Annotated in this window: 13 protein-coding genes; 4 read left to right on the plus strand and 9 right to left on the minus strand. The window is 73.9% G+C overall.

What is annotated here, in order from left to right; all coding sequences use genetic code 11:
- Positions 1-31: 31 nt before the first annotated feature.
- From EW117_RS14940 to coaE, 3 genes are all read right to left on the minus strand, one after another.
- Entirely contained in the window at positions 32-1,423 is a 1,392-nt protein-coding gene (locus tag EW117_RS14940) for an FAD-dependent oxidoreductase (RefSeq protein WP_207211886.1), read from the minus strand.
- Positions 1,424-1,572: 149 nt separating this feature from the next.
- A complete protein-coding gene (locus EW117_RS14945) occupies positions 1,573-2,259 on the minus strand; it encodes a pyroglutamyl-peptidase I (RefSeq protein WP_129787695.1) in 687 nt (228 codons plus the stop codon).
- A gap of 44 nt (positions 2,260-2,303) precedes the next feature.
- Positions 2,304-2,933 carry a dephospho-CoA kinase gene (coaE, locus tag EW117_RS14950; RefSeq protein ID WP_129787522.1) on the minus strand — a complete coding sequence of 210 codons (630 nt, stop codon included), beginning with the start codon at positions 2,931-2,933 and terminating at the stop codon, positions 2,304-2,306.
- A gap of 162 nt (positions 2,934-3,095) precedes the next feature.
- Here coaE and EW117_RS14955 point away from each other — a divergent pair, with 162 nt between their 5' ends.
- Positions 3,096-4,022: an alpha/beta fold hydrolase gene (locus EW117_RS14955; protein WP_129787523.1), complete on the plus strand. Its 927-nt coding sequence runs from the start codon at positions 3,096-3,098 to the stop codon at positions 4,020-4,022.
- 4 nt (positions 4,023-4,026) lie between these two features.
- Here EW117_RS14955 and EW117_RS14960 read toward each other — a convergent pair whose 3' ends face one another.
- The 3 genes from EW117_RS14960 to EW117_RS14970 all read right to left on the minus strand — a co-directional run bounded on the left by EW117_RS14960 (position 4,027) and on the right by EW117_RS14970 (position 10,561).
- Positions 4,027-6,804, minus strand: coding sequence for an AAA family ATPase (locus EW117_RS14960; RefSeq protein WP_129787524.1), 2,778 nt, complete (start codon positions 6,802-6,804; stop codon positions 4,027-4,029).
- 65 nt (positions 6,805-6,869) lie between these two features.
- Positions 6,870-7,565: a sigma-70 family RNA polymerase sigma factor gene (locus tag EW117_RS14965; protein WP_129787525.1), complete on the minus strand. Its 696-nt coding sequence runs from the start codon at positions 7,563-7,565 to the stop codon at positions 6,870-6,872.
- Positions 7,566-7,759: 194 nt separating this feature from the next.
- Positions 7,760-10,561, minus strand: coding sequence for a helix-turn-helix transcriptional regulator (locus tag EW117_RS14970; protein WP_129787526.1), 2,802 nt, complete (start codon positions 10,559-10,561; stop codon positions 7,760-7,762).
- Positions 10,562-10,703: 142 nt separating this feature from the next.
- Here EW117_RS14970 and EW117_RS14975 point away from each other — a divergent pair, with 142 nt between their 5' ends.
- Entirely contained in the window at positions 10,704-12,434 is a 1,731-nt protein-coding gene (locus EW117_RS14975) for an FAD-binding protein (protein WP_129787527.1), read from the plus strand.
- Between the two features lie 55 nt (positions 12,435-12,489).
- Here EW117_RS14975 and EW117_RS14980 read toward each other — a convergent pair whose 3' ends face one another.
- Positions 12,490-13,722: a cytochrome P450 family protein gene (locus tag EW117_RS14980; protein WP_129787528.1), complete on the minus strand. Its 1,233-nt coding sequence runs from the start codon at positions 13,720-13,722 to the stop codon at positions 12,490-12,492.
- 233 nt (positions 13,723-13,955) lie between these two features.
- Between EW117_RS14980 and EW117_RS14985 the strand changes: the two genes are divergently transcribed.
- Entirely contained in the window at positions 13,956-15,845 is a 1,890-nt protein-coding gene (locus EW117_RS14985) for an ABC transporter ATP-binding protein (protein WP_242504327.1), read from the plus strand.
- Positions 15,846-15,861: 16 nt separating this feature from the next.
- Complete coding sequence (locus EW117_RS14990; RefSeq protein WP_129787529.1) at positions 15,862-16,782, plus strand: cation diffusion facilitator family transporter; 921 nt, start codon at positions 15,862-15,864, stop codon at positions 16,780-16,782.
- 29 nt (positions 16,783-16,811) lie between these two features.
- Here the strand turns inward: EW117_RS14990 and EW117_RS14995 are convergent, their stop codons facing one another.
- The gene (locus tag EW117_RS14995; RefSeq protein ID WP_129787530.1) at positions 16,812-19,559 is read right to left on the minus strand and encodes a tetratricopeptide repeat protein; all 2,748 of its coding nucleotides are present in this window, start codon (positions 19,557-19,559) and stop codon (positions 16,812-16,814) included.
- Positions 19,560-19,748: 189 nt separating this feature from the next.
- On the minus strand, positions 19,749-21,224 hold the full coding sequence (gene rpsA / locus EW117_RS15000) for a 30S ribosomal protein S1 (protein WP_129787531.1): 1,476 nt from the start codon (positions 21,222-21,224) through the stop codon (positions 19,749-19,751).
- Positions 21,225-21,304 lie beyond the last annotated feature (80 nt).

The following is a 21,304-nucleotide window of genomic DNA, read 5'->3' on the forward strand; positions in this document are numbered from 1 at the left end:
CCGCGCCCTCCCGACCGTCACCTCCCGACCGTCACCCCACGCGTTCCCCGGCCAGCCGGAGCCGCGGCTCGGCGCCGGCGGGCGCGCCCTTCTGGAAGAGCACCGACCGGACCACCGCGGGCCGGAACAGCTCGGACGGCGGCGCGAGGAGGGCCAGCACGCGGCGGAACGTGGTCTGGACCTCCGTGTTCACCCCGCAGCGCTCCTGGACCCGGCCGAGGTACCAGCTGGAGACCTTGTCGCGGAGGGTACGGCCCGCCGCGTTGCCCGTGACGCCGGGGCGCGCCTTGTCCGCTCCGGTGGAGATGGTCCAGGCCTGGTCGGAGGCGGCCAGGAGTGCGGTCTGGGCCGCGCGGTTCGGGAGTCCGGCGGTGAGGCTCTCGTCGAGCGCCACGGCGTCGAGCGCCGCCGTCGACATGCCCTGGCCGAACACGGGGTTCAGCGCACACAGCGCGTCCCCCGTGACGAGCAGTCCCTCGGGGACCACCCGGTCGTAGGACCGCCGCACGTTCTCCGTCCGCAAGAACCCGTAGACGGGCGAGACCGGCTCGGCCTTGTCGATCCACTGCCGCACCAGGGGGTGTACCTGGCGGTCGGCCAGGGCCTCGAACGCCTCGGGGTCGGTCGGCAGCGGCTCACCCCGCGGAGTGGCGAACGTGATCATATGGGTGCCCGCGGGCTCCACCGGGGCGATCACGGCACCCGTCGTCTCCCCCACCAGGTACACGAGCCGGGCGTCCGTCAACGCGCCGTCCGACCCGTCGCGGTAGACACGGCTGACGTAGCCGATGCCGGACTCGACCCGGTCCTCGGCGGGCCGGACCGCGCCGAGGGCCTCGAGCCACTCGGGTGTGCGGGAGGAGCGGCCGGAGGCGTCGACCACCAGGTCGGCGGCGAGCCGGGTGGGCGCGGTGCCCGTCCGCTCGCCGCCGCGCTCGCGCAGCAGCACGCCCGTGACCCGGTCCGCCGACCCGGTCAGCCCGACGACGTCGGTCCCCTGCACCGCCGTGACCCTCGGGTGCGCCAGGACCCGGCCCCGCACCCCGTGCTCCAGGAGGGGCCTGGTGAGGCAGAGCGTCGTGGACGTCGTGGCGCCCCGGGCGAACCAGCGGTCGCGCATGTTCTGCAGGTAGTCGGTGGGCGACCGCACCTGTTGCGCGCCCGCGGCGACCAGCTCCTCGTCGAGGCCAGGCAGAAAGCGCAGCATCGCCCGCAGTCCGCTCTCCAGCAGGAGGTGGGTGTGCTTGCTCTGCGGCACGCCCTTGCGCGGCTCGGGCCGCTCCGGGTACCGGTCGCGCTCGACGAGGGTCACCCGCTCCGCGTGCCCCGCCAGTGCGAGGGCCGCGAGCAGGCCGGCGATGCTGCCCCCGAAGACCACCGCGTGTCCGACGCCGTTGCCGATGCCCTGCTGCCCGTCGCTCACGTGCACTCCCCCTCCGCCGCCGAGCTCCCGCCGCGGCACCAGATCAGCCCAAATGTCCGTTCAGTCGGATTATTGAGCAGCGGGAGCGGCGGAGCAACGGCTGCAACGCTGGCTACCGCCCTTGTTTCAGGATCCGGAAGACGGGGCCGTCAGTACATCGCCCCCGCCGGCGCGGCCGGCTCCGTGACGTCGCCGCGCGCCGCGGCGAGCGCCGTGCGCACCACGACCGCCAGGGCGCGGGCGAGCGCTTCGAGCGGGAGGTGTGGCTCGCCGCCGTCGGCCAGGGCGGAGGCCGACACGGTTCCGCCCACCTCCTCCGTGCTGCGCGGTACGTGGACGAAGCCCGAGAGCACGCCCGGCCGTTCCGCCAGGGCGTGCTGGACGGCGTAGAAGCTGGCGTTGCAGACGTACGTCCCGGCGCTGTAGCTGACGCCGGCGGGAATGCCCGCCTCACGCACGGCGGCGGCAGCGGCCTTGACGGGGAGCGTGGCGAACCGGGCGAGCGGCCCGCCGTCGGCCACGGGGGCGTCGACGGGCTGGCCGCCGTCGTTGTCGGGGATCCGCGCGTCCATGAGGTTGATCGCGACCCGCTCGATCCGGATCTGGGTGATGCCATCGGCGAGACCTGCGGCGACGACGACGTCGGGCGCGTGCTCGTCGAGCAGGCGCAGCAGGGGCCCGTCAGCGGACCGGACCTGGTCGAACGCCACCGGCAGAACGGCGGTGACCAGCTCGTCCGGGCCTGCCCAGCCCTCCGCGAGCGCCGCTACGGCGTCCGCCGACGAGTTGACGGCGTCACCGCCGAACGGCTCGAACCCTGTGACCAAGACCTTCATCACGCACGCTCCTCACCCGGGCCGTGCGGATCACGCCGGCCGGATCACGCGGAGTCTGCCTCCGCCTCCTGCGCGACCTCGGTGGCTACGCGCTGCCATAGGGTATCGACCTGCGCGCGCAGATCGTCCTCGGAACCCGAACCGTCGAGGGTGACGTCGGCGGCGGCGAGCCGCTCGTCGTCGCCGGCCTGCGACGCGAGGCGCGAGCGTGCGGCGTCCTCGCTCAGCCCGCGGCTCTCCACGAGGCGGCGTACCCGCTGCTCGGCGGGCGTGTGCACCACCACCAGGAGGTGGAAGTGCCCGGCCTGCCCAGTCTCGACGAGCAGCGGGATGTCGTGCACGACGACGGCGGCGGGATCCGCGGCCGCCGCCTTGGCCTCCCGTTCCGCCGACAGCCGGCGCACCTCGGGATGCACTATGTCGTTCAGGCGGCGGCGGGCGGCGGCGTCCGCGAAGACCAGGGCACCGAGCTTGGGCCGGTCGAGGTCGCCGTCCGGCGTCAGGACGACGTCGCCGAACGCCTCGGCGATCTCGGCCAGGCCGACCGTCCCGGGCGCCACCGCCTCCCGCGCCAGCAGGTCGTGGTCGATGACGACTGCGCCGAGCTCGGCCAGGCGTGCTGTCGCGACCGACTTGCCGGCCGCGATCCCTCCGGTGAGTCCGATGCGGAACATGTGGTCCTCAGAGCCCGGGAACATGGAAGACGTGCGGCGCGGGGCGACGCAGCACGTCAAGGCTACCTCCGGACCAGCGCCGCATCGTCACGAACCCGGGCTGTGCCCGGTCGGTCGTGGTGAGCGCGCCGCGCCGCGGCGCGCGAGACGAGAGGAACCTCGATGACCCCGATCCAGCAGGCCCTCACCGACGTCCTCGATATCGCGTACGTCGAGGACGGGCCGGCCACCGGCCCGGCCGTGGTGCTGCTGCACGGCTACCCCTACGACGTGCACAGCTATATCGACGTCGCGCCCCGGCTGGCGGCGCTCGGCTACCGGGTCGTCGTGCCCTACCTCCGCGGTCATGGCCCCACGCGGTTCCGTGACGACTGGACGGCCCGATCCGGCCAGCAGGCGGCGCTCGGTGCGGACGTCCTCGGCCTGCTCGACGCCCTCGACCTGCCCGAGGCCGTGCTCGCCGGCTACGACTGGGGCGGCCGCGCCGCCTGCGTGGTCGCGGCCCTGCGGCCCGAGCGGGTCACCGGGCTCGTCAGCGTCAACGGTTACCTGATCCAGGACATCGCCGCGTCGGCGCAACCGATCCGTCCCGACCTCGAGGCCGGCTTCTGGTACTTCTACTACTTCCTCACCGAGCGCGGCCGGGCCGGCCTGACGGCGAACCGGCGCGAGATCGCCGAGGTCATCTGGCGCCGCAACTCACCGGCCTGGGACTTCGACCAGGCGGTGCTCGACCGGGCGGCGGCGGCGTTCGACAACCCCGACTACGTCGACGTCGTGCTGCACTCCTACCGGCACCGGCTGGGTCAGGCGCCGGGCGCGCCGGAGTACGACGCCTTCGACTACGCCCTCGCCGGGCTACCTCCGATCGGGGTCCCGACGGTGACGCTCGCCGGCCTCGCCGACGGCAACTTTCCGGCGCCCGACGGCGTCCCCGACGCCGGCCGCTTCACGGGTCCCCGCCTGCACCGCCGGGTGCCGGACGCCGGGCACAACCTCCCGCAGGAGGCGCCGGACGCGTTCGTCCAGGCCGTGCTCGACGTGACCCGGCTGGCGGCCGGCCGGGACCAGGTGCCGGACGCGTCGTAGCCGCCTACGAGGCCGGTGCGCCCTCTGCCAGGGCGGCGGCGATGTCCTTGCGTGAGCGGACGCCGAGCTTGGCGAACACCTTGCGCAGGTGCCACTCGACGGTGTGGGCGCTGAGGTAGAGCTGAGCACCGATCTGCGGGTTGGTCAGGCCGTCGGCGGCGAGCCGGGCGATCTGTGCCTCCTGCGGCGACAGCGTCTCGGTCGCTCGGGGTGCTGCCCGCGGCGCCGCGACGGCGACCGGGGCGCCTGCCTCCCTGAGGCCGCGCCGGGCGCGCTCGACGTATCCGGTCGCGCCCATGCGGGTGAGCAGGTCGTGCGCCAGGCGCAGGTGCTGCCGGGCGTCGGCGGCGCGCCCGGCCCGCACCAGCCACTCGCCGTACAGGAGGTGCGTGCGGGAGAGCTCCACGTCGACGCCCGTGGTCCGCAACCGCGCGAGCGCCTCGCGGTAGTGGGGCTCGGCGTCGGCGTCGGCGCTGACCAGCGCGGTCACGAGGGCGGCCGTGCCGAGCGCCCAGTCGGTGCCCGCCGCCTCGGTCAGCTCGACGATCGCACGTGCGCCCTCGGCCGCCTCCTCGGTGCGGCCGAGCCGGCTGGCCGCCTCGACGAGCTCGACCCTCGACCAGATCGACAGGCCCATCTCCTGCGGGTACGCGGCCCCGCGCCGCGCGGCGACGAGCGCGTCCTCCCAGCGGCCGAGGCCGTTGTAGAGGACGGCGGCCGCCCACTCCGTCGCGGTCAGCGCCTTGCCCTCGGTGCTCAGGGCCGGGTCGTCGACGATCGCCTGGATCGCCGCCCGGGTCGCGGCCTCGCTGCCACCCCACGGCACCACGACCAGCGCGGTGTAGTGGGCGAAGAAGCTGCTGCCCGTAACTTCCCCGATCGTCGCGGCCTCGTCGACGAGCGACTGCGCGTCCACCAGGTCGCCGGCGTACATCCGGTTCGAGAGCCGGAGCAGCAGCGCCGACGGCAGCACCGACAGCGCGCCGAGCTCGCGGGCGAGGCGGAGCATCGCCGCGGACAGCACCGACCAGCTCTCGAAGTCCCAGACGTTGTGCGCCATCCGGCAGGCGAGCGGGAGCCATCCCAGGTCGGCTGCGGTGACCCCCTCGGAGCTATACGCCGCGAGCGCCTTGAGCAGCAGCGGCGCCGCGGCGGCGTAGCCGTCGGTGTAGACGCGGGCGACTCCCTCGAGGAGCAGGTCGCTGCGCGCGGGCTGCTCGGGCCGGGCCATTCGCACGACGGCGGCGGCCACCTCCTCGAGCCCCTCGCCGCCGGGCAGCTGGCCGGCCGTGAACGCCGCGTACAGCGCGTCGCGGTAGGTCTCCTTCGCCAGCACGGGGTCGAGCGCCTCGAGACGGTGCGCCGACGCGAGCAGCAGCGGAAGCCCGACGCTCGCGCTGCGGAAGGCGAACATCACCTGTCCGCGGACCAGGTCCGCCTGGGCCAGCTCGCGCTCGCCGAGCGGCGCGAGCTGAGCGCCGTCGAGCAGTTCGAGCGCCTCGGCATACATGCCCGCCTGGCTCTTCGCCTGGGCAGCGGCGACCGCCCGCGACCCCTGGACGGCCGGGTCCGGAGTCAGCTGGGCCGCCCGGGCGAGGAACGCGGCCGACGCCGCCACGCCGCCACGCGCGCTCGCTCGCGCCGCGGCCTGCTCGAGGCCTGATGCGACCCGCTCGTCGGCGACGGACACGGCGCTCGCCAGGTGCCACGCCCGCCGGTCGGGGTCGTGCCCGGGGTCGGTGGCCTCCGCCAGGGCGCGGTGCGCGTCCTGGCGCTCCTGCGGCGATGCCGACCAGTAGGCCGCCGACCGCACCAGCGGGTGCCGGAAGCGCACCATGCTGCGGAGCGTGACCAGGTCCGCTGCCTCCGCCTCGGCGGCCGCGGCGGAGAGATCGATGTCGAGCGTCCGCGCCGCGCGCCGGAGCAGCACGACGTCGCCGACAGGCTCGGCGGCGGCGAGGTGCAGCAGCCGCTGGGTGTCCGGGGCGAGCGACCGGAGCCGCCGCAGGAAGCCGCGCTCGACCGGGCCGGCCAGCGCCTGGTCGTCAGGTCTCATGTCGCCGGCCAGCTCGGCCGCGGTCCGGCCGCGGGGTAGCTCGAGGAGGGCGAGCGGGTTGCCCCGGGCCTCGGCCAGGACCCGGTCGCGGACCTGGTCGTCGAACCGGCCGGGCGTCACGGAGGACAGCAGTGCGCGGGCGTCGTAATCGGCCAGTCCCTCGACCTCGAGGTGCGGCAGGCCCTGGAGCGGGTGCCCGTTCGCGGGACGCATCGCGAACAGCAGCAGCACCCGCTCGGCCAGGAGCCGCCGGGCGACGAACGCGAGCGTCTGTGCGGAGACCTGGTCGAGCCACTGCGCGTCGTCGACCAGGCACACGAGCGGCTGCCGCTCGGCGACGTCGGCGAGCAGGTTCAGCACCGCCAGCCCGATCAGGAACCGGTCGGGCGGCGTGCCCGCACTGAGCCCGAACGCCGTCTCGAGCGCGAGGCGCTGCGGCTCCGGCAGCCGGTCGATGTGGTCGCGGAACGGCGCGCAGAGCTGGTGCAGGCCACCGAACGCCAGCTCGGCCTCCGCTTCGACGCCGACCACGCGCACGACGCGGCAGCCGTGTGCTTCGTCCCGCAGGTACGAGAGCAGCGCGGTCTTCCCGATGCCGGCCTCGCCGCGCAGGACCAAGGACGCGCTCCGGCCGCCCTGGACGCCCGTGACGAGGTCGTCGAGGGCTGCGCACTCCCGTCGTCGGCCGAGGAGTACTCCGCCCGGCGCTCCGCTCGTTCTCTGCATGGCTCCCGGCGTGAGCATACTGGGCCAGGTGGCCGGTCGGCCGTTCCGCCGGACGACGCCGGGTCTCAAGCAGCCTCTTGCGGCGCCACGCGGCGCACGCCCCGCACCGGCTCGTGCCGACGCTTCGACGGCCACGCGGCGCGCGCCAGCAGCGTCTCGAGCGCCGCGAGGTCCCCCGTGCGCGCGGCCACCTGGAACGCCGTCACGAGACGGCGGTGACACGCCCTGTCGACCGGCCGCTCACCGCTCCCCTCGAGGTCTGGCTGCGCCCGCCGCACCAGCTGCCGCACGTTGGCGCTACTGGTCCGCAGCAGGGCGGCGATCTCGGCGTACGGATAGTCGAAGCCCTTGCGCAGCAGGTACGCCGCGAGCTTGCCCGGGGTCAGCCGCGCCATCAGGACCTGCAGCGTCTTCTCGACGACGGCGGTCTGCTCCGCCCTGAGCACCTGGTCGTCCGCGGCGTCGACCAGGTTGGCCAGGGACGTCGCACTTGTCGCCTGGTGCCGGTGCCGGGCGGACTGGATGACGTTGATCGCGAGGCGGGTAGTGGTCGTGGTCAGGAACGCCGCGGGATTCTCGATGACGCCGCGATCGGTGTGCTGCCAGCGCAGCCAGGCATCCTGGACCACGTCCTCGGCGCCGGAGACGTCGCCGGTCACCCGATGGGCGATCTGGATGAGCCGGGGGCGCTGCGCGAGGAAGACGTCGAGCGCCGCGTCGAGCTCGGTCGGGGTGGTGGGCACCAGGCCTGACGCTGACATCTGTGGACTCCCTCGCGGACGGCTGCCATCGGCTTCGATGGGTCAACCGTCCGTCCGCGGGGCGTTCAGGCGCGCCACGGGCAGTCCGTGGTCGGTCCGTAGGAACCCCGGGGGTCGCGACCACGGACCGCTGCCACGGGCCACGCACTCGCGGTGTGCCCCCGTGGGTTCCGGGGCTGGCGGCTCCCGGGCCGTCAGGCCAGGGTCGCCGTCGCGGTCCCCGCGTCGTCGTCCCGAGGGGTCACGAGGGCAGCGGCGAGCCCACGGCGCGACCTGATGTCGAGCTTCGTGTACACCTTGCGCAGGTGCCACTCCACGGTATGCGGGCTGAGGAAGAGCTCGGCGCCGATCTGCGCGTTGGTCATGCCACTTGCCGCGAGCGCCGCGATCTGCGCCTCCTGCGGCGTCAGCCGCTCCGAGGACCCGGCGTCGCGCGTGCGCACGTGCTCACCCGTCGCGAGCAGCTCGCGCCGGGCACGCTCCGTGAACGCGAGCGAGCCCATGGCGTCGAACATCCGGTGGGCGGTCCGGAGCTGCTCGCGGGCGTCCGCGCGCCGTCGGACACGGCGCAGCCATTCGCCGTAGACGAGGTGGGTACGGGCTACCTCGACCTGTACGCGATCGGCGGCGAGCTCGTCGATCGCCGTCCGGTAGAGCCGGTCGGCCTCGTCGGCGGAGTCGGTGAGCAGCGCCCGGCTGCGGGCCTGGACGCCGCGCGCCCATCCGGTGTCGGCGGCCCGGGTCAGCTCGACGAGCCGGTCGAGCGATTCCCGTGCCAAGGCACGCTCGCCGCAGTGGAAGGCGGCCTCGACGTGCTCGACCAGCGACAGGCCGGTGAAGTTGAAGCCGTCGTGCTCGATGCCGGTCCGCGCGGCGGCCAACGCGTCCTCGTAGCGGGCCAGGCCGTTGTACAGGACACCCTGCATGCAGCCCGTCACGCCGAGCAGCGAGACCTCGCCGTGCTCGGTGGCGCTGATCCGGGCCTCGTCGAAGATCCCGGCGGCGGCCGCCTCGTCGCCGCGCCAGGCGGCGAGAACCAGCGTGGCGTAGCGGTGCGGCGCCTGCCCGGTGGCCGCCGCTATGGCGTCGGCCTCCTCGATCATCCGGGTCGCTGCCGCGAAGTCGCCGTGGTGGATCTGCACGCCCCCGTAGTAGATGAGGGCCGGGGGCAGCACGCTGAGCGCGCCGACCTCGCGGGCCAGCCGGACCGCGCGGGAGGACAGGACGTCCCAGGCGGGGAGGTCCCACCGGTGGTGGATGAAGGACTCGAGCGCCACCGGCACGGAGAGCAGCCAGCGCATCGCGGCGTCGCGGTTCCCGAGCTCCTCGTGGGCGAACGGCTCGAACGCCCGGACCAGCGCCGGGACGCCCGCCTCGTAGCCGTCCGCGAGCAGCGTGGAGACGCCGTCCAGCAGCAGGTCGGAGGCCAGGGACGCCGACGGCGGGGCGCTCGACCGCCGCGCCGCGATCGCCGCCGCACGGGCGCCGTGCGGGCCGTGCACGCGGCCGGCGAAGACCGTGGCACTGATCGCCTCGAGGTAGGTCTCCCGCGCCAGCGGTGAGCCCTCGGCGGTGAACCGGTCTGCGGCGTCGAGCAGGAGCGGCGCGGCCTCGTCGCTGCGGCTGCGCGCGAACAGCATGCGCGCCCGCAGCCGGGCAAGACGAGCCCGGTCGAGCGGGCTGAGCGGGCACAGATCAGCGAGCGCGGCCAGCTCGGTCGCACGTTCGGGCGCGGCCGCCGAGAAGTGGGCCTCGGCGGCGGCGAGGGCGCGTCGGCCGCGCTGTCCGGGATCGGGGGTCAGGGCCGCGGCGCGTTCGAGCAGCACGGCCTCGGCCGCCACGCCGCCTCGCTGGTGTGCCCGGTCGGCGGCCTCTTCCAGCCCTGCGGCGACGTCCTCGTCCGGCCCGTGGGACGCCTGCGCGGCGTGCCAGGCCCGGCGGTCCGGCTCGAGCACGGGGTCGGTGGCCTCGGCCAGCGCCTGGTGCACCGTGCGACGCTGCCCGGCGTCGGCCTCGCGGTAGACCGCGGAGCGCGCCAGGGGGTGGCGGAAGCGCATCGACTCGCCGAACTCGATGAGACCGGCGGCCTTCGCCGGTGCGGCGTCCGGGGTGATGCCGAGCAGCTCGGCCGCGCGCAGCAGGAGCCGGACGTCGCCGACCGGCTCGGCCGCGGCGATGAGCAGCAGCGTCCGGGTGCGGTCGGGCAGCGACGTCAACCGCCTCGCGTAGTCCTGCTCGACGCGGCCCGACACCGAGGCCAGGTCGGCCGCGTCGAGGCCGTAGGCCAGGTCGGCGGCGGTGCGGCCGCGCGAGAGCTCGAGCAGTGCCAGCGGGTTTCCGCCCGTCTCCGCCACGAGGCGGTCGCGGACGCGCGGCTCCATGCGGCCCTCGACAGACGCCTCGAGCAGGTCGCCGGCGGCCTCCTTGTCCAGGCCGCCGATCCGCAGCTCCGGCAGCCCGCCCAGGGCTCCGGCGCCCTCGGGATCGCGGACGGTGAACACCATCGCGACGGCCTCCGCCAGGAGCCGCCGGGCCACGAACTCCAGGGTCTGGAGCGAGACCTGGTCGAGCCAGTGGGCGTCGTCGACGAGGAGCAGGACGGGACGGGTCTCCGAGGCGCGGGTGAGCAGGGTGAGGACCGCCAGCCCGACGAGGAAGCGGTCGGGCGGGTCGCCCGCCGCCATCCCGAATGCCACCTGGAGCGCGTCGCGCTGAGGCTCCGGCAGGGCGTCGACCGCCCCTAGGAACGGCGCGCAGAGCTGGTGCAGGCTCGCCCAGGCGAGCTCCATGTCGGCCTCGATGCCCTGCGCTCGGGCGATGGTCATCCCGGAGGCCTGGACCGCTGTGTACTTTAGCAGCACCGACTTCCCGATACCCGCCTCGCCCCGGATGACGCGCACCGTGGACTCCCTCGCCCGGAGCCTGGCGAGGACGTCGTCCAGCACCGCGCACTCGCGGTGCCGACCCACCAGGTTCGGTAGTCGGGCTGCGCTCACGGTGCTCCTGCGGGTAGGGGCGCACACCACGGCGGAGCGCTCTGCGGACAAGAATATTCGGTTCTGTCACACATCGGTACGTCTGCCGGGTCGAGAGCGGACAAGCATTCGTCTGCTGTCCAGCTGCTGTCTAGGAGTTGCCATGCCGTCACGCGAACACCGGCTCGCCACGTCCGTCCTCGTCGTCGGGACGGGAGGGGCCGGCCTGCGGGCCGCCATCGAGCTCACCGAGGCGGGCACCGCGGTGCTCGCGGTGGGCAAGCGGCCGGCCGTCGACGCGCACACCGTGCTCGCCACCGACGGCATCAGCGCCGCCCTGGCGACCGCCGACCCGGACGACACCTGGGAGCAGCACGCCGCCGACACCCTTCACGAGAGCGGCCTGCTGGCCGACCCCCGCGCGGTGCAGCACGTGGCCCGGAACGCCGGGCAGGCGATCCACGACCTCGAGCGGTTCGGGATGCGGTTCGACCGGCAGGCCGACGGGCGGATCGACCAGCGCGGGTTCGGGGCGCACACGTACCGGCGGACGGCCTTCACCGGCGACCACACCGGCCTCCGCCTGCAGCGGGTGCTCCGTGCGCACGCCGCGCGGCTCGGCGTACCCCTCCTGTCGACGTGCTACGTCACCCGGTTGCTGGTTGATGGGGGCTCAGTGTTCGGCGCCTACGGGTTCGATCTCGTCGACGGGTCGCGCTACCTCATCCACGCCGATGCGGTGATCCTGGCCGCGGGCGGGCACACGCGGATCTGGCGGCGTGCGGCGGCGCGACGCGACGAGAGCACCGGCGACTCGTTCCGGCTGGCCGCCGAGGCCGGGGTCCGGCTCCGCGACCCGGAGCTGGTGCAGTTCCACCCGACCGGCCTCCTCGCTCCCGAGAACGCCGCGGGCACCCTGGTCGGCGAGGCCGCGCGCCGCGAGGGCGGCGGCCTCCTCAACAACCTCGGCGAACGCTTTCTGGACCGCTACGACCCCGTGCGGATGGAGCGCGCCGGCCGCGACCTCGTGGCCCGCGCGTCGTACACGGAGATCGCCGAGGGGCGAGGCACGCCGGCGGGCGGCGTCTGGCTCGACCTCTCGCACCTGCCGCGGGAGACGATCCTGACCCGCCTGCCCGACGTCTACCGGACGCTGCTCGACCTGCAGATGGTCGACGTCACCTGCGACCCGTTCGAGGTCGCGCCCACGGCCTACTACTCGATGGGCGGTGCTCAGGTCCGGCCGGAGGACAACGGTACGGACGTCGACGGCCTCTATGTCGTCGGCGAGGCGGCCAGCGGGCTCCACGGCGCCAACCACGTCGAGGGCAACGCACTCCTCGAGCTGCTTGTCCACGGCCGGTCCGCCGCGCGCGCGGCGGCCCTCTACTCCGCCCGCCTGACCAACCAGCGACGCTCGCTCGGCGCGGTCCGCGACGCCGAGGCCGACGTCGACCGCGTACTCACCGCGGGCGGCAGGCAGAACCCGCGGGCCCTGCAGCGCGAGGTGCGCGACCTGGTGACCGAGCACGCCGGCGTCGTACGGCACGAGGCGGGGCTGCGGGCCGGTCTCACCCGGCTCGAGGACGTCGAGGACCGCGCGGGCGACCTCTACGTGCACACGGACATCAGCGGCTACCAGGACCTCGCCCACGCCTTCGACCTGCGCTCGGCGGCCCTGGCTGCCCGCGCGACCCTGGAGTGCGCGCTGGAGCGCCGCGAGTCGCGCGGCAGCCACCAGCGCTCGGACCACCCGGGCCCCGACCCGGCGCTGCGGGTCAACCTCCTGTGGTCGCCGACCGAGGGTGTGCGCCGCGCGGTGGTGCCACCCGTGCCGACCGACATCGCCGCGCTGATGCGCGACGTGCCGGCCGACGGGAAGTGGCTGGAGTAGGCGATGGGGCCGGAGTGGGTGGGAAGCGGCCGAGAGCGGGCCGCAGGCCGCGACCTCAGACCCGGGCCGGCGTCCGGGCGGCGTGCCGCTCGGGGGTGAACGCCACCGCCAGCGTCGCCGGGTAGCGCGACCACGGCGACGGCGCCCAGGTGACCTCGCGGTCGGTGAGCCGCAGGTCGAGCCGCTCCATGAGGCTCTCCACCGCGATCTTCACCACGAGCCGTCCCGGGCGCCGGGCGGGGCACGCGTGCGGCCCGACCCCGAACGACAGGTGCGAGCGGTTGCCGGCCTCGAAGAGGTCGTCGGTGGTCCGCACCCGCGGGTCGTTGTTCGCGGCGGCCACGCCCATCACTATCGCGTCACCTGCCTTGATCCGGACCTTGCCGAGCGTGCAGTCCGTGACGGCGTACCGGGCGGGCAGGTTGGCGACGGGCGGCTCGCTCCACAGCGTCTCGTCCATGGCGTCGTCCAGGCCGCGCCGCACGCCGGTGACCCGGCCGGTGTACCGGGGGTCGGTGAGCATCCGGCGCAGCGTGGCCGCTATCCAGGTCACGAGCAGCTCGTTCGACGCGCAGATCGCCACCACCATGGAGTGCACGATCTCCGTGTCGTCCTCGAAGCTGGGGTGCTCGACGAAGCGGGCCGTCAGGTTGTTGCCGGGGCTCTCCCGCGTCGCGAGCACGTGGTCCAGCACGATCCGGTCCATCGTGGCGAGGGCGGTCATGGGGTCGCCCCCGTGCCCGAAGACGTCGCTGGCGCAGCGCAGCAGGGCGATGCCCTGGTGCTCGTCGAAGCCGAACATCCCCGACACGGCCAGGAACGACACTGCGGCCGCGTACCCGCCGATCAGGTCCGCGTGCCCCTGGGTGGCGAACGAGTCGATCAGCCGGCTGCAGACGCCGCGCACGAGGGCGGCGGTCTGGGCCTCGTCGATGCCCGCGAACGCCTCGTCCACGGGGAGGCGCAGCCGCCGGTGGTCCGCGCCGTCCGCGTAGTACAGCGCCCGCCGTCCGGCCGGAGACAGGATGGCGTGCAGGGTCGAGTCCAGCGGCAGGCGCTCCTTCCAGTGCCGCGGGTTCCTCGCGAACACGCTCTCGGTCCGCATCACCTCCATGACCTCGGCGTGCCCCAGCACGAGCCAGCCCGGCACACCCGGCTCCAGGTCCACGGGCGCCACCGGCCCCCACTCGTCCTGCAGCTTCCGCAGCGCCGCGGTCATGTCCTCCGCGCCGGTCAGATCCACCAGCGCCACACGACCTCCGCCTCGCCGCGGTTCCAGGTCAGGCATGGCCCCTCCACGATCGACATTCATCGAATCATCCATCGAAATTGTGGGGCGACCTGCGTAGACGCCCGATCGTCGGTTTCTATCACGGCGTGTGGGGAACACGTAACACGTGTGTGGTCCAGGTCACCCTCGCTTCACCCGCTATCTTCGTGGCGCCTGTGCACACCGGTGGGTTCGGGTGGTCCGACGGGCGCGGCGGGGGCCGCACCGCGTGGGACGATGCGACGGTGAGCATGCACGGTGGCGGCGGGAGCATGGGCGGCGGCCGCACGATGAGGTCCTTCACGCAGGACGGCTCGGTCACCCAGCAGCGCCTGGGGCGGGCCGCGTTGCGGCGGATAGTGGGTTTCGCCCGGCCGTACCGCGGCCGGCTCATCCTCTTCGTGCTCATCCTGGCCCTGGAGGCCGCGGCGGGCGCCGCGACGCCGCTGCTCTTCCAGCGGATCATCGACCACGGCATCGTCGACGGCGACACGCGACTGGTCGTCCTGCTGGCCGGTGCCGCCGCCCTGCTCGCGATCGTGGCCGCTGGACTGTCCGTCGCAGACCGGCTGGTTTCGTCGCAGGTCGGCGAGGGGCTCATCCTCGACCTGCGGATCGCCGTGTTCGACCACGTCCAGCGCATGCCGCTCGCCTTTTTCTCCCGTGCCCGCACGGGCGCCCTGGTGCAGCGCCTCAACGGTGACGTGCTCGGGGCGCAGCGTGCGTTCACGTCGACCCTGCAGACGGTGGTCTCCAACACCCTGACCATCACGTTCACCCTCGCGGCGATGCTCACCATGTCGTGGGAGCTCACCCTCGGCGCCCTCGTGCTCGTCCCGCTGTTCGTGTTCCCCGCGCGCTGGTTCGGCCGCCGCCTCGCTGTCCTGACCCGGCGCGGCATGGAGGTCGACGCCGACCTCGGCCAGGTGATGAACGAGCGGTTCAACGTGGCCGGTGCCCACCTCGTGAAGGTGTTCGGCGACCCGGCCACCGAGTCCGAGCGGTTCGCCGGGCCGGCCCGCGAGCGCCGCGACCTGGGCGTGCGGACCGCGCTGTTCGGGACGTGGTTCCGGGTGGGGCTGTCGACCGTCGCGGCCCTGGCCGTGGCCGGCGTGTACGGGCTGGGCGGGCTGCAGGCGATCGCCGGCGAGCTCACGGTCGGCACGGTCGTGGCGCTCGCCACGTACCTCACCCGCCTGTACGGGCCGCTGACGGCGATGGCGAACGTCCAGGTCGACGTGATGACGGCGCTCGTGTCGTTCGAGCGGGTGCTGGAGGTCCTGGATCTCGAGCCGTCGGTGGCCGAGCAGCCGGACGCCGTCGACCTGCGTGCGGCCGTCGCTGCCCGGGGCGCGTCCGTCACCCTGACGGGCGTGACGTTCCGGTACCCGCGGGCCGACGAGGTGTCGCTCGCCTCGCTGGAGTCGGTGGCCGGGCAGCGCAAGGATCCGACGACGGACACGCTGCGCGACGTCTCGTTCGAGGTCCCCGCGGGTTCGATGGTGGCGCTCGTCGGGCCGTCCGGGGCGGGCAAGACGACGGTCTCGCAGCTGGTCAGCCGGATGTACGACCCGACGTCGGGCGCGGTGCGCATCGCCGGCACCGACCTGCGCGACGTGACGTTCGCGTCGCTGCGGGCCACGGTCGGCGTCGTCTCGCAGGACGCGCACCTGTTCCACGACACGATGGCGGCGAACCTCCGGTTCGTCCGCCCGGAGGCGACCGACGCCGATCTCGAGCGGGTGCTGCGCCAGGCGCGCATCTGGGACCTGGTCGACCGGCTGCCCGAGGGCCTGGACACCGTGGTGGGCGACCGCGGCTACCGGCTGTCCGGCGGCGAGCGGCAGCGCCTCGCGATCGCGCGCCTGCTCCTCAAGGCGCCCGACGTCGTGGTCCTCGACGAGGCGACGGCACACCTCGACTCGGAGTCCGAGGCCGCCGTGCAGGTGGCCCTCGACCAGGCCCTCGCGGGGCGGACGTCGCTGGTCATCGCGCACCGGCTGTCCACGGTCCGCGCGGCGGACCGCATAGTGGTGCTCGACGACGGCCGCGTGGCCCAGTCCGGCACGCACGCCGAGCTGATCGCCGCCGGCGGCCTGTACGCCGACCTGTACCGCACCCAGTTCGCGGAGACAGCCTGACGCCCCCGCTGGGAGGATGAGCCCTGTGGGATCCCACGACCATCACCTGCCGCACGGACACCGCGGCCGCCTCACCGCCGCGTTCACGATCACGGCGGCGGTGCTGCTCGCCCAGGTCGTCGGCGCCTGGGTCACGGGCAGCCTCGCGCTGCTCGTCGACACCGTGCACCTGCTGACCGACGCCGCGGGCCTCGCGATGGCCCTGTTCGCGGCGCACCTCGTGGAGCGTCCGCCGTCGGCCCGGCGCACCTGGGGCTACCGCCGCGCGGAGGTGATCGCGGCCCTCGCGCAGGCCGGCGTGCTGCTGGCCGTGGGCGTGTACGTGCTGGTCGAGGGCGTCGCGCGGCTCGCCGCGCCGCCCGAGGTGCCCGGACCCGAGCTGGTGGTCTTCGGCGCGATCGGCCTGGTCGGGAATCTCGCCGCGCTGGCGATCCTGGCCGGGCAGCGGACGGCGAGCTTCAACCTGCGCGCCGCGTTCCTCGAGGTGGTGAACGACGCGCTGGGCTCGCTCGCGGTCGTCGTCGCGGCGGTGGTCATCATCCTGACGGGCTGGCAGCGGGCCGACGTCGTCGCGGGGCTGCTGATCGGCGCGCTCATCCTCCCGCGGGCGCTCAGGCTGCTCCGCGAGACGGTCTCCGTGCTGCTGGAGTCGTCACCGCCCGGCCTGGACCTCGACGAGGTCCGCGCCCATCTGCTCCAGCTCGACCACGTCGAGGACGTGCACGACATGCACGCTTCGCTGATCGCCACGGGCCTGCCGGTGATCAGCGCGCACGTGGTGGTCGGCACCGACTGCTTCACCGACGGCCACGCCGCCCGCATCCTGGACCAGCTGCAGGAGTGTGTGGCCGAGCACTTCGACATAGCGGTGGAGCACTCCACGTTCCAGGTCGAGCCGCACACGCATCCGGCCCACGAGCACCCGCAGCACGCCTGATCTCAGACAGGCCTCTTGGCTGTGGGCGGCTAGCGGGGTGGCGGCGGGTTGCGGATCGCCGCGTCTATGCGGGCCAGCACCGCCCGGGAGCGCTCCAGCTCGGTCCGGTAGCGCTCCGGCAGGTCGGCGGCAAGCCGACGGCGCATCTCGACCGCCTCCCGCGCGTGCCCGAGCGCCGTGACGTTGTCACCCGCGGCGCTCAGCGCGCTCGCCAGGTTGGAGAGCGCGAGCGCCAGGTCGGGCCGGTGCTTGTCCGGGTTCTCCAGGACGAGCTGGCGCCGCATCATCACGGCCTCCCGCATGGGCGGCAGCGCGTCGTCGGCCCGGTCCAGGTCGAGCAGCGTGGCCCCCAGGTTGGCGAGCGCCTCGGTAAGGCCCGTGCGGTACTTCTCCGGCTGCTCACGCATGAGCCGGCGGAGCATGTCGACGGCCTCCTGCGTGGGCCGCAGCGCCTCGTCGAACCTGCCCAGGTCCGCGTACCGCACGCCCAGGTTCGACAGGGACTGCGCGAGGTACTTCAGCGACCGGGCGTTCCCGCTCGCGAGCCCCCGGCGGATACCCACCGCTTCCTCCTCGAGCAGCACTGCCTCGTCGTACCGGCCGCGCCGGGCCAGCGTGACACCGAGGTTCGACAGGGAGTGGGCGAGAAAGTGCAGGTACCGCTCGGGATGCTCGCGGGCGAGGTCCCTGCGGATCTCCAGCGCCTCCCGCTCCAGCCGGAGCGACTCGTCGGCGCGGCCGACCGTCGAGTACAGGGCGCCGAGCGCGGACAGCGCGCCGGCGAGGTCGGGCCGGGTGCCGCGCTCGTTCTCCTTGGCGAGCCCGCGCTGGATCTCCAGGGCCTCGACGAGCACCACGCCCGCCTCCTCGTACCGGCCGAGGGCCTCCAGCGTGGTCCCGAGCTGGCCGAGCGACCACGCCAGCTCCCCGAGGTGCTCGGGGCGCGCGGCGGCCAGCCGCCGCCGGATCGCCACGGCCTCGGCGTTCGCGGGCAGCGCGTCCTCGGGCCGCCCGCTCTCGGTGAGGGCCTCGAAGTTGCCCAGCACCGCCGCGACCCGCGGCTCGTACTGGATCGGGTCGCCCTCGGCGAGGCGCCGGTAGAGGTCGAGCGACGCCCGCTGCGCCGCCTCGATCTCGCCGGTCCGGCCGAGCTCGGTGTAGGACACCCCGGCGTTCTGCAGGGCGCGCGCGTGCTCGGCGTCGGCCCAGAGCGCGTCCCCGGGCGGGAACTGCCGGCACAGCGCGATGACCTCCTCCTGGAGGGCCAAGGCGTCGCTGTGCCGGCCGAGGGCCCAGTAGCCCATGCCGAGGTTGTTCAGCGCGGTGCACAGCGGCGGGCGATACCGGTTCTCGTCGTGCCACGCGAGGCCGCGCCAGAGCCCGACTGCCTCCTGCAGCAGGGCCGACGCGGCGTCGGGCTCGCCCTCGGCGATCAGCACCGTGCCGAGGTCGCTCAGCGCCTCGGCCCGCTCGGCGTCGCCGCCGGCCGTTCGGGCCAGGTCCGCCACCCGGTGGGTGAGGCGGTCCAGCACCGGCACGGCCAGCGGCCCCGACGACCGCGGCAGGCGGCGCGTCGCACGCATCAGGCCGGGCAGGTCCTCCGGCCTCCCGGACGGGAGGGCGGACGCCGCCGCCTCGATCAGCTCGCCGGTCACGTCCCGGTCCGCGGCGGGCCGGTCCAGCCCCATCGCCGTGGCGAAACCCAGCACCGCGAAGGCCTGGCCAGGGTCCAGGTCGCGGGTGCACGCGGCGGTCAGCTCCCCCGACCTCGCCAGGGTCCGCGACACGAGCAGCTCGGCCAGGCGCGGGACCGGAAGCAGGTGCGCGCGGACCCAGTCGACAGCGTCCGCCGTCCGGCCGTCTGCCGGCTCTGCGCCCGCGCGCCGCAGCGCCTCGCGGACACCGTCGTCGGTGGTGTCCCGCAGCAGCGTCGCCACGGCCAGGGCGGCCTCGGCGGTCCCGCCCGCTCCGTCCCCGAGCCCTGCCGCGGCGGCCGTGCGCGCCCAGCCGGTCCGCTCGTGGTCCAGCACGACGCCGAGCGCGGCCCCCGGGTCGACGACGTCGCCGCCGTCGAGCACCGTCGCCAGCGCCGCGGCGTGCAGGTCGAGGACGCGCACGTGCCCGTCGGCCACCGGCTCGAAGCGGACCTGGGGCACGGGCCGGCCCAGCGCCCGCGCGAACCGCGCGACCGCCGCCTCCAGGAACGCGCGCTCGTCGTCCGGGCGTTCGACCTCCAGGCCGAGCGCGGGGTCGAACGCGACACTCAGCGTCCGGTCGAGCGCCGGGTCCAGCGCCATCTGGGTGACCGACGGCGTCCGCCCCGCCCAGAGCTCGCTGGTCCACCGCTCGCGCCGCCACCACTGCCCGCCGGTGCGGGCCAGGCACAGGACGCGCAGGCGACCGCTGCGCCTGGTCGCCCCGATGGCGTCGAACATCGCGGACAGGCCGGGCCGGGAACCGGCGTCGTCCACGACGAGGAGCACACGCCGCGCGTCGGCGACGCCGTCCACCACCGTGACCTCCTGGCCGGGCGGCACGTGGACCACCGTCCATCCGGTGCGCCGCAGCCTCCGGCACAGCTCCAGCGCCAGGCGGGTCTTGCCGACGCCGCCGAGCCCGCACAGCAGCCGCAGCGCCACGGGCTCCCGCGACCGCGCCCACGACCGAAGCTCCGCGAGCTCCCGGCCGCGGCCCATGAAAGGCACGATCCCGCGCTCGGGCGCGAGGAGGGCAGCCGGGCTCGCGCCCCACGCCTCATCGGGTCCGGGTCGGCTCATGGGGAGTCATCCAACAGCACATGGGCCGTCCTGGCCAGCGAACCTGTGATAAGGATCAGGGGCGCCCGCTGACCGTGTCGCTGCAGGTCAGAACACCGGGCCGGGTGATCATCAGGCCAGGTACCGCATCCTGAAAACGACGACGGCCCGCCGCCCCCGAAGGAGCGACGGGCCGTCAGACGACTCGGGTCAGTTGCCCGTGAGCTTCTCGCGGAGCGCGGCGAGCGCCTCGTCCGAAGCCAGCGTGCCGACCTCCTCGACCGGAGCCGAGGAGTAGGTGGCGTTGCCGCCACCGGCCGGAGCGGCGGCCGGGGCCTCGGACGTCGCCTCGGTGTCCGCGGTCAGCGCCTCGGCGACCTGCTTGCGGTGCGCGGTCCAGCGCTCGTGCGCCTTGGCGTACTCCGCCTCCCACGCCTCGCGCTGCGCCTCGTAGCCCTCGAGCCACTCGTTGGTCTCCGGGTCGAATCCGTCCGGGTACTTGTAGTTCCCGGCCTCGTCGTACTCGGCGGCCATGCCGTACAGCGCGGGGTCGAAGTCCTCGGACTCCGGGTCCACGCCCTCGTTGGCCTGCTTGAGCGACAGCGAGATGCGGCGGCGCTCCAGGTCGATGTCGATGACCTTGACGAACACCTCGGCACCGACGGTGACGACCTGCTCGGGCAGCTCGACGTGGCGCACGGCCAGCTCCGAGATGTGGACCAGGCCCTCGATGCCGTCCTCGACGCGCACGAACGCACCGAACGGAACCAGCTTGGTGACCTTACCCGGCACGACCTGACCGATGGCGTGCGTACGGGCGAAGGTCTGCCACGGGTCCTCCTGCGTCGCCTTCAGCGACAGGGAGACACGCTCGCGGTCGAAGTCGACGTCGAGCACCTCGACGGTGACCTCCTGGCCCACCTCGACGACCTCGGACGGGTGGTCGATGTGCTTCCAGGACAGCTCGGAGACGTGCACCAGACCGTCGACGCCGCCGAGGTCCACGAACGCACCGAAGTTGACGATCGAGGAGACGACACCCGGGCGCACCTGGCCCTTCTGCAGGGTCTGCAGGAAGGTGGAGCGAACCTCGGACTGCGTCTGCTCGAGCCAGGCACGGCGCGAGAGCACGACGTTGTTCCGGTTCTTGTCGAGCTCGATGATCTTGGCCTCGATCTCCTTGCCGACGTACGGCTGGAGGTCGCGGACACGACGCATCTCCACGAGGGAGGCGGGGAGGAAGCCGCGCAGGCCGATGTCGAGGATGAGGCCACCCTTGACGACCTCGATGACGGTGCCGGTGACGACGCCGTCCTCCTCCTTGATCTTCTCGATCGTGCCCCAGGCGCGCTCGTACTGTGCGCGCTTCTTGGACAGGATCAGTCGGCCTTCCTTGTCCTCCTTCTGGAGGACCAGGGCCTCGACGGCGTCGCCGACGGCGACAACCTCGCCAGGGTCGACGTCGTGCTTGATCGAGAGCTCCCGGGACGGGATGACACCCTCGGTCTTGTAGCCGATGTCGAGAAGGACCTCGTCGCGGTCCACCTTGACGATCGTGCCTTCGACGATGTCACCATCGTTGAAGTACTTGATGGTGGCGTCGATGGCAGCAAGGAAGTCCTCCTCGGTGCCGATGTCGTTGACGGCAACCTGGGGTGCGGACTTCGCAGGGGTGGAGATGGTCATTGAGTTCGATGCTCCGATGCGGACATGGCGTAGTACGGACAGGGTCTGTTTGAGCTGCGCTTGCGCTCTGCTCACGAGGT

Source organism: Promicromonospora panici, assembly GCF_900608595.1.
Taxonomy (GTDB): Bacteria; Actinomycetota; Actinomycetes; order Actinomycetales; family Cellulomonadaceae; genus Promicromonospora; species Promicromonospora panici.

Coding starts and splice junctions, on each gene's coding strand:
- EW117_RS14955 (WP_129787523.1), top strand. CDS start 3,096: ATGACCCCGATCCAGCAGGCCCTCACCGACGTCCTCGATATCGCGTAC.
- EW117_RS14995 (WP_129787530.1), bottom strand. CDS start 19,559: ATGAGCCGACCCGGACCCGATGAGGCGTGGGGCGCGAGCCCGGCTGCC.
- EW117_RS14945 (WP_129787695.1), bottom strand. CDS start 2,259: ATGAAGGTCTTGGTCACAGGGTTCGAGCCGTTCGGCGGTGACGCCGTC.
- EW117_RS14960 (WP_129787524.1), bottom strand. CDS start 6,804: ATGCAGAGAACGAGCGGAGCGCCGGGCGGAGTACTCCTCGGCCGACGA.
- EW117_RS14990 (WP_129787529.1), top strand. CDS start 15,862: ATGAGCCCTGTGGGATCCCACGACCATCACCTGCCGCACGGACACCGC.
- EW117_RS14965 (WP_129787525.1), bottom strand. CDS start 7,565: ATGTCAGCGTCAGGCCTGGTGCCCACCACCCCGACCGAGCTCGACGCG.
- EW117_RS14985 (WP_242504327.1), top strand. CDS start 13,956: ATGCACGGTGGCGGCGGGAGCATGGGCGGCGGCCGCACGATGAGGTCC.
- EW117_RS14975 (WP_129787527.1), top strand. CDS start 10,704: ATGCCGTCACGCGAACACCGGCTCGCCACGTCCGTCCTCGTCGTCGGG.
- rpsA (WP_129787531.1), bottom strand. CDS start 21,224: ATGACCATCTCCACCCCTGCGAAGTCCGCACCCCAGGTTGCCGTCAAC.
- coaE (WP_129787522.1), bottom strand. CDS start 2,933: ATGTTCCGCATCGGACTCACCGGAGGGATCGCGGCCGGCAAGTCGGTC.
- EW117_RS14980 (WP_129787528.1), bottom strand. CDS start 13,722: ATGCCTGACCTGGAACCGCGGCGAGGCGGAGGTCGTGTGGCGCTGGTG.